Origin of the sequence: Paenibacillus sp. JGP012, assembly GCF_014203995.1 — a bacterium.
Classification (GTDB): domain Bacteria; phylum Bacillota; class Bacilli; order Paenibacillales; family Paenibacillaceae; genus Paenibacillus; species Paenibacillus silvae.
On the sequence record NZ_JACHKG010000003.1, the window covers coordinates 1 to 12,449 of the forward strand.

Genomic DNA, 12,449 nt, shown 5'->3' on the forward strand with positions numbered 1-12,449 from the left:
TTGCACGCAAGCGGTTGAACCGCCGTATACCGAACGGTACGTACGGTGGTGTGAGAGGTCGGCTACTCAACTAATGGGTAGCCTCCTACTCGATTTATCAGGGTATCCGGCAATTGCTTATATATATTAAGGGAATGGGATTTCGAGTAACCGCCTTTAGTTTTATTTAAGCAAACGAATGTCGCGATATTATATATTTATTGTCGTGAGTTTCGATTAAAAATAGATGCATCATATGATAACTTATAGATAAATGTCAGAATATTATATATTATGGAGGGAAGACATTCGTGACCATTCGTATAGGTAAAATCAGCTTGTGGCATGTTCATGCATGGGATTACATCAAACAAGCACAGGAGCATCAGGATACGGTTATGGCTGCCGTTTGGGATGAAGATGCAAAGCGTGGGCAGGAAGCGGCTGACCGCCTGAACGTTCCCTTTTATGCGTCACTTGCCGATATGCTGGCTCAGGACGACATTGATGCAGTGATCGTAGACGCACCAACACGACTGCATGAAGAGGTTATTACAGCTGCCGCCAAGGCAGGCAAACATATTTTTACGGAAAAAGTCATTGCGGCTACAGAAGCAGAAGCCAATATGATTCTGAAAGAGGTTCAGGCTAACCGGGTGAAAATGACCATATCTTTACCACGCCTCTATGCTGGCTATACAGCTACGATTCAGGAGGTGCTTGAACGCGGGCTGCTCGGACAAATTACGTATGTCAGAGTACGGTTGTCTCACGATGGCGCAATTACAGACTGGCTGCCGCAGCATTTCTACAGTTTGCAGGATTGTCAGGGTGGAGCATTGATTGATCTGGGCTGTCATCCGATGTACTTGACCCGATTGTTTCTGAATGAGGACATTACAGAGGTAAACGCCAGCTTTGGATATATTACAGGCAAAGAAGTCGAGGACAACGCGGTAGCAACGCTTTCAACGGCATCAGGAGCGATTGGTGTAGTGGAGGCCGGGTTTGTAAACAGTCATTCGCCGTTTGTTATTGAGGTGCATGGTACACAGGGGACATTGCTGTACGGCACACCTGAGAATAAATTGCTAATTCGCACGAAAGAAGGGGAGAAGCAGTATAACGAATGGACAGAGCTTCCTGTTGCTGAAAGTATGGAAAGCGCATTCAATCAATGGGTATCTCACATCCAGCAGAATACAGAAGCCATTGATAACATCGATATGGCGATGGAATTAACCCGTCTGATGCAAGCGGCGAATCGTTCAGCGAAGGAAGGCCGGCGTATTGCTCTCGTGGAGCTGGACAGCAATATAAGTTGAACTATTTATTTACACGTTAACGAAGAGGGCAGAAAAAACCTGGAAAAGCGGAGCGGTCGCCTTTATCACCGGATTTTCCCTTTGAAAAAAGGGAATCCAAAAAATCTGGGGATAACAGCGATTGGAAGGTTGTTCTGTCATCGGAGTGGATTGTGTAAAATTTTCACTTCAACATATATAGATAAAAAAGGCTCGGCGTTAAGTAATGTTAAGGAGGAAGGCAGCTTGAGTCTGTATCCGTATGGGAAAATGCTTGACCGGCAGGATCTGCTGGAGCGGCTTGATATTACCGTGGTATGGGGACATTACGAAATCCGTGTGCTGCGTTTCCATCTGACAACGTTTCCAGCGGGGCGTATCGTGGATTTTCATAACCATGCAGAATATGAATTCCATCTGATCCCCAGAGGTAAAGGCAAGGTGATTATTGATGATCAGACTCATGCGTTGTCTGAAGGCATGTTATACCTGACCGGGCCTGGCGTTGTTCATTATCAGGAGGCAGATGCGGAAGAGGACATGGATGAGCTGTGTCTTCACGTGGACATTGTGCACAAGCCGCGAGAGCATGTCGATCCTTGGGAAGCAGCCGAATCGGAGGAGACCATTGAAAAGCTGAGAACGCTTCCGCATATTCCTGTTCAGGACTATCATCGTGCGATGTCCTGTTTTCTTGAAGCCTATGAAGCATGTGATCATAAAATGGTCGGATATTATACCTCGATCAAGCAGCTGGTGGTCAGTATTCTACTCAAAACTGTTCGCGCATATGATACCGGTGGAATCCGGGCTGAAGCACCTGTGCGGGACATGACGGCATACCGGTATGATTTTGCCGTGCAGTATATGGAAGCCAATCATGCTTCGGCTGTGACGCTGGAGCATGTCGCCGAGAAGCTGCATATCAGCAGCCGTCAGCTGCAGCGCATTTTCTATCAGGTGCAGCCGAATATGCCATTCAGCCGTGTGTTGGAGGACATTCGTTTGCGGGCAGTGTGCAATAACTTGCAGGAGAGCAATGCTTCCATTGAGCAGATTGCACTGGCCTCCGGCTTTAACAACGCCAATTATCTGCATGCCGTGTTTCGCAAGCGGCTCGGGATGACCCCGTCGGCTTTTCGCAAAATGAAACAATCCATGTTCATAAACTAAACAACCATTTTCCATTAAATAAAACAACAATACCAAAGTGAGGGTGACTAGGATGAGTAAAGTATATCGCATTGGAATTATCGGCTGTGGCGGAATTGCGAATGGCAAGCATTTGCCGAGTCTGAGCAAGCTGGATAACGTTGAACTGGCTGCCTTCTGTGACATTGTCGAGGAGCGTGCAGTGGAGGCAAGGAAGCAGTACGGTTCCGAAGGTGCAGACATATACACGGATTATCAGGAGCTGCTGAAGGATGCTTCGCTGGACATTGTGCATGTGCTGACACCGAACATTTCCCATGCGGAGATTTCGATCGCGGCGCTTGAGGCAGGCAAACATGTTATGTGTGAAAAACCGATGGCTAAGACGGCAGCAGAAGCTCAGCTTATGCTGGAAGCCGCAGAACGCACGGGGAAAAAGTTGACCATCGGATACAATAACCGTTTCCGTCAGGACAGTCTGTATCTGAAGCAGCTGTGTGACGCAGGGGAGCTTGGTTCGATTTATTTTGCCAAAGCCCATGCCATTCGCAGAAGAGCCGTGCCGACTTGGGGTGTATTCCTCGATGAAGAGAAGCAGGGCGGCGGGCCGTTGATTGACATCGGAACACATGCACTGGATTTGACCTTATGGATGATGAATAATTATCAGCCAAAAGTGGTGCTCGGCACGACACATCACGAGCTTTCCCAGAGAGAAAATGCAGCCAACGCGTGGGGACCGTGGGATCCTCAGAAGTTCTCGGTTGAGGATTCGGCTTTTGGTATGATTGTGATGGAAAACGGGGCAACCATCATGCTGGAATCCAGCTGGGCCTTGAACTCTCTGGATGTGGATGAGGCCAAATGCAGCCTGAGCGGTACAGAAGCGGGTGCGGATATGAAAAATGGGCTTCGTATTAATGGCGAGAAGTTCAGCCGTCTGTACACGAATGAGATTGAGCTGAGCTCCGGCGGGGTAGATTTCTACGAAGGAGCTTCAGAAAATGCACCAGACATCGAGATGAGAAGATGGATCGAAGCAATCGACAAGGATATCGAGCCGGTGGTTACCCCCAAACAGGCACTGGTGGTTTCCCAGATTCTGGAGGCCATCTACGAGTCTGCACGTACAGGCAAAGCCGTTTATTTTGATAACTGATACGTTTAACTCCCAAACCTCTGTCCCTTTCACAAGGGAAGAGGTTTTTTTATGCATTTGTTAAAAAGTAGAGAGAGCAGTCTATACCAGGCAGGATTCATGCACATAGGATGAGAGAAAACAAGCTGAAAGAGGGCATACGTTGAGCAGCCAACTTTCTCATCCGGTGTCCATTGTTGTTTGTACCAATCGGCCGCAATTTCTCGATAACATCCTGCAAAATTATAGTCGTCAGCGTTATAAGGGCAAAGAACTGATTATTATTTTGAACCTGGACAGCATGGACATGCGTTTGGTTCAGAAAAAGATGCGGAAATATACGCATGTTCACGTATACCGGGTACCGGAGAGGATTTCACTGGGGCAATGTTTGAATGCCGGAATAACCAGAGCCCGCTTTTCACTGATTGCCAAAATGGATGATGATGACTATTACTCTCCTTACTATCTTGAAGAACAGGTGCATGCGCTCCGGCGAACCGGAAGTGATATTGTGGGCAAGCACTCTTGTTTGGTTTATCTGGAGGCTTCGCGAACATTGCTGGTAAGATCTCCTGGCGAGAAAAATAAACCTGTGGAATTCGTACAAGGAGGCACCTTGTTATTCCGCAAAAAGGTATTAAAGAGAGTTCGCTTCACCGACCGTTCGGTTGGAGAGGATGTTACGTTTCTCAGGCAATGCAGGAAGAGAGGATACAAGGCTTATGCGACCTCGCCTTACAACTATGTGTATCTTCGCAGGCAGAACAAGGCAAGTCATACCTGGAGGGCGGAGGATCAGTTCTATCTTGAAGGCAGCAAGCGGCTGGCTGTGACCAGGAATTTCAAACCTTTTGCCAATAAGCAACCATAGCATATAGATATAGATTTTCTGAGGAGCAGGTACGTTAAGTCATTCCGTCAGTGATTAACCAAAAGTTCACACTTTAATGATAAAGAGGTTTTGCCTGCCGGCAGAGCGTCTTTTTTTCTTTGTTTATCAGGTGTATCTCGACATGAAGGGACTGGCTCTGAAGCAGGAAACGAAATAAATGTAGCTTTTTAGAAAAAAAAGTATTGCATATCAGTTTAGTCGGAATTATATTAATGGTATAAGGTCTAGACCATAAACAGATGGGAGTGTTCAGATGTCTAATCCATTCTCCTTTCGATTCGAAAAAGTATCAACGAAAAAGGTTAGTGAATTTATTCGTGAACAGCTTGAGGAAGCTATTATTTTGAAAGAGCTGATGAGTGAAGAGCAGCTCCCGGCCGAGCGGGACTTGGCCGAGATGTTTGATGTAAGCCGTATTACCGTACGCGAAGCACTCTCTGCGCTTGAGGATAAGGGATTAATCGAGAAGAGAGTCGGGGCCAAAGGTGGAACATTTGTCCTGCCACTGACGGCCAACTCCCATAAACGTACAAGAGAAGAGATCAAGCGCGATTGGGCACAGATGCTCAAGGTTTTTGAATATCGGACGATCATTGAGCCAGAAGCGGCTTTCCTGGCTGCTGAGCGGATCACCGCAGGCGAGCTTGAGCTGTTGTATGACTATATGAAACAAAGTATTGAGCCTGACTGTACGCGTGAGTGGTTCAGGGCACTGGATGTCAAATTCCATCTGACCATAGCTAAAGCTTCAGGCAATCCTTATTGCGAGAGAGCTGTAAGGCAGATTCGAACCAAGATTAACCCGGCACTGGATCTGATGCCTTATAATGAGCAAATTCGTTCAGTGAACTACGAGGTACATATGGAGATTCTTGAAGCGCTGAAGTCTCGGGACAGCATACGGTCTCGGGAAACGATGAAAAGGCATATCGAGTTCTCGGCGGATGCAATCTATGCCCGGTTGTTGTCTGACTCAGAGGAAAAGGAAAGGAATGACGTTTAATGAAACAATCCGAATTGATAGAACTTGCGCAGCCATTGCAAGCCAAGTTAAGTGCCTGGCGCAGAGACTTGCATCGCCACCCGGAGATAGGTTATGAGGAGCATCGTACTTCTGCAATTGTAGCGGAACATCTGGAGCAGCTTGGACTGGAGGTAACACGTCATGTGGGACAGACAGGTGTGACAGGTCTGCTTCGCGGAGAGACGGATGGACCTACCTTTGCACTGCGGGCTGATATGGACGCTTTGCCGATCGAGGATCAGAAGCATGTAGAATACCGCTCGACAGTACAGGGCAAGGCTCATCTTTGTGGTCATGATGCGCATACATCCATTTTGATGGGGGCAGCTGAACTGCTTACGAGTCTTGGCAGACCTAAATCGGGCAATATCAAATTTATTTTTCAGCCTGCCGAAGAAGGTCTCGCTGGTGCAAGAGCGATGATTCAGGACGGAGTGCTGGAGAATCCCAAGGTGGATGCCATTGCGGGCCTGCATATGACCCCTGGCCAGGATACAGGAACCGTAGGTGTGAGTCAGGGTGTTGCCTTTGCATCAGCTGATCGGCTGGTGATCAAAATTCATGGTCAGGGGGGACATGCGGCCCGTCCTCATGAAGGCATCGATGCTATCGCCGTATCGGCACAAGTCATTACCGCACTGCAAAATGTAGCCAGCCGTATGGTTGATCCGCTGGAACCTGTTGTGGTGACCATAGGTAAAATTACCGGAGGTTATATGGGAACGGCGATCGCACCGGAAGTGGAGATGGTGGGCACTGTACGTACCTTATCACCTGAATTGCGTGAACGGATGCCTGATCTGATCAAACAAGTGGTAAACGGTGTATGCAGTTCGTTTGGCGCAGGATGTGAAGTGGTCTATGGTGACGGTTATCCGGTTGTTGTCAATGATCTGGGCATGGTTGATCTGCTGACGGATGTCTGTGAAGAGGTGAATGCACAGAAAGGTTGGAGTTATATCAAGCCGTCTACAGGCGGTGAAGATTTTGCTTTTTATTGTGAGCACGTGCCGGGTGTGTTTTTTCGGTTAGGTTCGGGAAACGAAGAGCAGCGCACGCGATATCCGCTTCACCATCCGATGTTCGATCTTGATGAGAAGGTCATGCCTTATGGTGTCGGCTTGTTATCCGCTGTAGCACTTGAGTTTCTGGCAAGAAATACGACTTCTAAGGGGGAAGAATCATAATGAAAAAAAGACAATGGTCAGGTCTGTGGATTACCTTGCTGGCAATGGTGATGGTGCTTAGTGCCTGCGGAGGAAGCGGCAAAGGTACAGAGAACAATACGGCATCAGAGGGAAGCGGCAGTGAAGCGACAGTCAGCAGCACATTAACGATTGCAGCGGCAACCGATATTGAAAGCTTTGATCCGCACAACAATAACAATACAGCCAGCGAAGCTGTGCTTGTGAACGTGTTTGATTATCTGGTCAAAAACGACAGCCAGCAGAAGAAAGTACCTGCACTCGCCACATCATGGGAGCAAGTGAATGATACGACATGGAGATTCAAGCTGCGTGAAGGCGTAACCTTCCACAATGGTGATCCATTCACATCAGCGGATGTGAAGTACACGCTGGAGCGTGTAGCCAAAGACAATACGTTGAAACAAAACAGTTATTTCAAAAACATCGTTGAAGTCAAAGCGGTAGATGAGCATACTGTCGACATCATTACAGAAGGACCAGACCCGCTGCTTCTTAATCGTTTGTCCAAAATGGGTGCCGGCATGCTGCCTGCAAAGTATATTGCAGACAAAGGTATGGATGCGTTCCTGAAAGAGCCGGTAGGCACAGGTCCTTACAAGTTCAGTAAGTGGACCAAAGACGACCGTGTAGAGCTTGTGAAAAATGACAAGTACTTCGGCGGTGAGCCGAAGTGGAATGAAGTTGTTTTCCGTGTCATCCCTGAAGCATCTACTCGTGTATCCGAATTGCTTGCTGGCGGTGTTGATGTTGCGGCTTCTATTCCGTCCACAGACATTGCTCGGATCGAAGGCGAAGCCGACAAAAAAATTGTGAAAGCACCGATTCAGCGTGTGCTTCAGCTGATCTTCCGCCAGACCGAGGGCAGCATTACAGCTGATTCTAAGGTACGTGAAGCGATTGACCTGGCGATTGACAAACAAGGCATTGTGGACAGCATTGCTGGCGGAGCAGGAATCGTTACCCGGACTTCGGTGACACCAGGCAACTTCGGCGCCGATCCGTCATTGTACAAAACATCATTGTATGATCTGGACAAGGCGAAGCAGCTCCTGAAGGAAGCGGGATATGCTGAAGGGCAAGCAGAGATGACGATTTCGGTCTCCTCCCAGTATAAAGAGCAAGCTGAAGTCGTAGCCGCGATGCTGGATCAGGCCGGATTCAAAATCAATCTGGACGTGCTTGAGCCGAGTGCATTCAGCGAGCGCTACAGCTCCAAATCATTCAAGGAAATTTTCATGATTGGTATTGGTAACTCCTTGTTCGATGCTTCGAACAACTACAACCGTTACATGGTGGAAGAAGCCAAAGGTGAATCGGATTACAACAATCCGGAGGTGGAGAAGCTGCTGCAATCTGCTCTGGTAAACATGAACCCTGAGTCTCGTGAGAAGCAGTACCAGCAGATACAGCAGATTTTTGCTGAAGAGCGTCCGGCTGTGTATTTGTATCAGATGGAAGGTGTCTATGGAACCAATGACAAAGTGAACTTTGCACCGCGCAGTGATGAGATGTTCTACGCTGACGAAATTACACCTGCCGCAAAGTAACATCAGGCTTATACCACCTGTCATTGCATGAGTATGCCGTGAACGGCAGGGACTGGATGAACTGGTTCCTGTCGTTCTTTTTTTGAAAAGGGAGGTGAGCCGGGAGTGGGCAAATACGTATTCAAATCTCTGTTACAGATTATTCCGGTGCTTTTTATTGTGTCATTGATCGTATTTGTGCTGGTTCGAGTCACAGGTGATCCTGTTGCACTGATGCTGCCTGAGACAGCTACAGCGGAAGATCGGGCTGTATTAACACAGGCATTGGGTCTGGATCAGCCTCTGTACACACAATATGTGAAGTTTCTGGGCAATGCAATCCAGGGCGATTTCGGCCAATCTTTCCGTTACAATCAGCCTGCACTTGAGCTGGTGCTGGAGCGACTGCCTGCCAGCTTTGAGCTGGCTGCGGCAGCCATGCTTTTTGCCGTATTGATGGCAGTGCCGCTGGGGGTCATCTCTGCGGTGAAACGAAATACGTTTACCGATCTGCTCATTTCGGGCATTTCGGTTATTGGCAAGGCGATGCCAAACTTCTGGATGGGTATTATGCTGATTCTGCTATTCTCTGTCATGCTTGGCGTGCTGCCCGTTTCGGGGCGCGGGGGCTTGTCACATCTGATTCTGCCCGCATTTACCCTGGGCGTTGGTTTAGCCGCTCAGATGACTCGATTGATTCGCTCCAGCATGCTTGAAATTCTGAACCAGGATTATGTTCGCACGGCACGCAGCAAAGGGCTCGGCCCTTTGACGGTCATTGTTAAACATGCTTTTCGCAACGGTCTGATTCCGGTCGTGACCATTATGAGCCTTCAATTTACCAGCTTGATCGGAGGTACGTTGATTACCGAGACGGTATTCTCCTGGCCAGGTCTGGGGCAGCTGCTCGTAGTCGCTGTAAATACACATGATATGGCTATCGTACAGGCTGCTGTGTTTGTGATTGCATTGATCGTGGTGCTTGTCAACATTGTTACGGATGTGTCTTACAGACTGCTGGACCCACGAATCAAATATGACTAGAAGGAGGTGCGATCCATGAGAGACAGCAATGAAATGTCCATTCAGGGTACAGAACCGGGCAATAACCATAGCAACGATGATCATAATCATAAACGTGTATTTGCCGGCTTTCGTTCCATCTGGCAGCAGCTGTTGATCAGCAAGACCGGATTATTCGGTGCGGTGCTGGTATTGGTGGTTGTCGTGATTGCTATTGCCGCACCTCTGCTTACAAGTCATGATCCGGCAGCAGTCAGTCCGCTCAACCGGCTCAAACCACCTGCATGGCTTGAAGGCGGGACAGCCGAATACTGGCTGGGAACCGACAATCTGGGAAGAGACATGTGGAGCCGTATCGTGTATGGTGCACGTGTTTCGCTCATTGTGGGGATGGGGGCAGTGATTGTCTCCGGCATACTTGGAGCTATTCTGGGCTTGATTTCAGGATTTTATGGAAAATGGCTGGATGCCATAATTATGCGTGTAGGTGATGCGTTTATGGCGATCCCGACGATTCTGTTCATGCTTGTTGTGATGGCAATTGCAGGCCCCGGAATGACAACATTAATCCTGGTGATCGGTGTGACGAACTGGGTTCCCTTCACCCGTGTAGTCCGAAGTGAGGTGCTGAGTATCAAAGAGCGAGATTTCGTATTTGCTGCGAGATCGATTGGTGCCAAGAATGGACGGCTGATATTAAAGCATATTTTGCCTAACGTATTATCATCCTTTATCGTCATCTGTGGTATGAATGTGGGCACAACCATTATTATGGAAGCTTCGCTCAGCTTTCTCGGATTGGGAATCAAACCGCCGGATGTATCCTGGGGAGGCATGTTAAGCGATGGGCGGCAGTATGTAGCCACAAGCTGGTGGGTTGCTACTTTTCCGGGACTGGCGATTACGTTTACCGTGCTGGGCGTTATTTTCCTTGGCGATTGGCTGCGGGATGTGCTTGATCCTCGAACAGAGTCTGCTCATAAATAAAACGGAAGGGAGATAGGGTGATGAAAAAAAGCCGGATTATGCCGGAGGATCTGAATCAGTACCGCTGGATCAGTCAGCCTGTGATCAGTGTAAACGGGCAGGTTGCATACGTTGAACAGACAATTGATCAGGTAAAGAATGAGTATAACACCCAGATTCGTGGAATTTCTCTGGACGGAACGGAAGATGTAGCGTTGACCGATGGTACGAAAGACACCTCTCCTGCCTGGTCACCAGATGGAGGCACGCTGACTTTCCTGCGTTCAACTGAGGCGGGTAAGGGGCTGTGGAGCCTTCCAACAGGAGAGGCGGAAGCGGTAATGCTCATATCTCCTGAACGTAAAATCATAAGTTATATCTGGTCTCCCGACGGGAGTTATATTGCGTTTACCAGTAAAATTCCATCAAATGCAGCTGGGCATAGAGCTCAATCCAAAGATGATGAGTCGACGAACGGCTCCAATGCTGCATTATCTGTTGCACCCACGTCTGTGTTACGTGGTAAGGTCTATGAACGTACAACACCAAAGGCTGAAGGTGCGGGCTGGTGGGATGGTCAGTACACTCATTTATTTGTTTACGAGATTGCTAGTGGACAAATCACACAGATCACCTCTGGCTGCTGGAGCGTCAGTATGCCGATATGGTCTCCCGATAGCCTCAAGCTTGCATTTATCTCCAAACAAACGCAAGAAGAGCATGTGGACCCGGATCTGCTGTACCACTCGGACGTATACATTGTCTCCATGAATGAAGGGAAGGAGGCAGAGCCATACCAGGTCACAGATTCCAGTCTTCAGATCAGCCAGTTTTCGTTTACACCTGATGGCAGCCAGCTCATTCTCATTGCCAGTGACCGTCAATACGGAAGCGGAAGTCACAATCAACTGTTTACCATTCCCGTACAACGGGGGGGACCCAGGCTAATGGCACCTGAATTGGATATGCATATCGGCAATGCTGCTTTAAGTGATATGAAATCGGCCAGTGCTTCACCTTCTCCGATAATCAGTCAATCTTTTCCGCAGCAGGGTGTATATGTTCTGGGCACGCATCACGGCAATGTGGATGTATATCGAGTCCATACAGACGGACGCTGCGAAGCAGTCACCCCGGCAGGTGAGAAGGATGTGTATCAATATACGGTATCTGCTGATGAGAAAAAACTGGTGATCGCGGCATTGACGGATTCACATCCGAGTGAGTTATATATTGTAGAGGCCGAAAACGGACAAATGTTCAGACTCACCCGCCGAAATGATGAATTTATGGCGAAACGGCAGGTCAACGTACCTCAAAGAATTGAGTTCTCATCCTCGGATGGTTGGCTGATTCAAGGGTGGCTGGCTATACCTGATTCACGATCCGTGAGCAAGCTTCCTTTGATTCTACAGATTCATGGAGGTCCGCACGCGATGTATACCGGAACGTACAGCCATGAGATGCAGACTCTGCTTGCAGAAGGATATGCCGTTTTATGGGTTAACCCGCGTGGAAGCATAGGATACGGGCAGGATTTTGCCCGGGCATGCCGTGGAGACTTTGCTGGTGGAGATTATCGGGACTTGATGGAGGCAGTGGATTATGCGCTTGCATCATATAATGAGCTTGATGAATTACGTTTGGGTGTGGCAGGTGGCAGTTATGGAGGCGTCATGACGAACTGGATTATCGCTCATTCCCATCGCTTCAAGGCCGCTGTTACACAGCGCTGTATCTCCAACTGGCTGTCTATGTACGGGACAAGTGATATCGGCATTTCCTATGTCGAAGGCGTAATCGGGGGCAATCCGGCAGAGCATGCAGCCTATCTGTGGTCTCGCTCCCCGCTGGCTCATGCACATCAGATCGAAACGCCGCTGTTAATTATGCATGGTGAGCAGGATTATCGAACGCCGATTGCTCAGGCTGAAGAGCTGTATACAACCCTGAAGCGTTATGGCAAAACAACAAAACTGATTCGTTATCCAGGCTCCAACCACTCCTTGCTCAAAAGCGGCAAACCCTCGCTGCGTGTAGACAGCTTTGAACAGGTGAAGGCCTGGTTTAATGCGTATTTATAGCACATCAGATCATGATTGAGTTTGTGGGGATAATCTCCGATTGTATATTTTCTAACATAGATTGAAAACCAAAAACCGCAATAACAGCGGTTTTTTTGCTTTTTACAGAAAAAGTTGTATTTCATCCTCCTGTGATATATATTTAAATTA

At 48.3% G+C, this 12,449-nt stretch carries 10 protein-coding genes; all 10 read left to right on the top strand.

What is annotated here, in order from left to right; all coding sequences use genetic code 11:
• The first annotated feature begins 290 nt into the window (after positions 1 to 290).
• Complete coding sequence (locus tag HNR77_RS04830) at positions 291 to 1,304, top strand: Gfo/Idh/MocA family protein (protein ID WP_184181330.1); 1,014 nt, start codon at positions 291 to 293, stop codon at positions 1,302 to 1,304.
• 225 nt (positions 1,305 to 1,529) lie between these two features.
• Positions 1,530 to 2,456 carry a helix-turn-helix transcriptional regulator gene (locus HNR77_RS04835; RefSeq protein WP_260410310.1) on the top strand — a complete coding sequence of 309 codons (927 nt, stop codon included), beginning with the start codon at positions 1,530 to 1,532 and terminating at the stop codon, positions 2,454 to 2,456.
• Between the two features lie 52 nt (positions 2,457 to 2,508).
• A complete protein-coding gene (locus HNR77_RS04840; RefSeq protein ID WP_184181332.1) occupies positions 2,509 to 3,594 on the top strand; it encodes a Gfo/Idh/MocA family protein in 1,086 nt (361 codons plus the stop codon).
• A 142-nt stretch (positions 3,595 to 3,736) separates the two neighbouring features.
• Complete coding sequence (locus HNR77_RS04845) at positions 3,737 to 4,447, top strand: glycosyltransferase family 2 protein (protein WP_184181334.1); 711 nt, start codon at positions 3,737 to 3,739, stop codon at positions 4,445 to 4,447.
• Positions 4,448 to 4,721: 274 nt separating this feature from the next.
• Complete coding sequence (locus HNR77_RS04850; protein WP_184181336.1) at positions 4,722 to 5,471, top strand: FadR/GntR family transcriptional regulator; 750 nt, start codon at positions 4,722 to 4,724, stop codon at positions 5,469 to 5,471.
• Positions 5,471 to 6,679 carry a M20 metallopeptidase family protein gene (locus tag HNR77_RS04855; RefSeq protein ID WP_184181338.1) on the top strand — a complete coding sequence of 403 codons (1,209 nt, stop codon included), beginning with the start codon at positions 5,471 to 5,473 and terminating at the stop codon, positions 6,677 to 6,679. Before HNR77_RS04850 ends, HNR77_RS04855 begins: the two co-directional genes overlap by 1 nt.
• A complete protein-coding gene (locus tag HNR77_RS04860; protein ID WP_184181340.1) occupies positions 6,679 to 8,247 on the top strand; it encodes an ABC transporter substrate-binding protein in 1,569 nt (522 codons plus the stop codon). Before HNR77_RS04855 ends, HNR77_RS04860 begins: the two co-directional genes overlap by 1 nt.
• 105 nt (positions 8,248 to 8,352) lie before the next feature.
• Positions 8,353 to 9,270 (top strand): ABC transporter permease, encoded by a 918-nt coding sequence (locus HNR77_RS04865; protein ID WP_184181342.1) that lies wholly within the window; start codon positions 8,353 to 8,355, stop codon positions 9,268 to 9,270.
• Between the two features lie 15 nt (positions 9,271 to 9,285).
• The gene (locus tag HNR77_RS04870; RefSeq protein ID WP_184181343.1) at positions 9,286 to 10,236 is read left to right on the top strand and encodes an ABC transporter permease; all 951 of its coding nucleotides are present in this window, start codon (positions 9,286 to 9,288) and stop codon (positions 10,234 to 10,236) included.
• A 20-nt stretch (positions 10,237 to 10,256) separates the two neighbouring features.
• A complete protein-coding gene (locus HNR77_RS04875; protein WP_184181345.1) occupies positions 10,257 to 12,299 on the top strand; it encodes a S9 family peptidase in 2,043 nt (680 codons plus the stop codon).
• Positions 12,300 to 12,449: the final 150 nt, after the last annotated feature.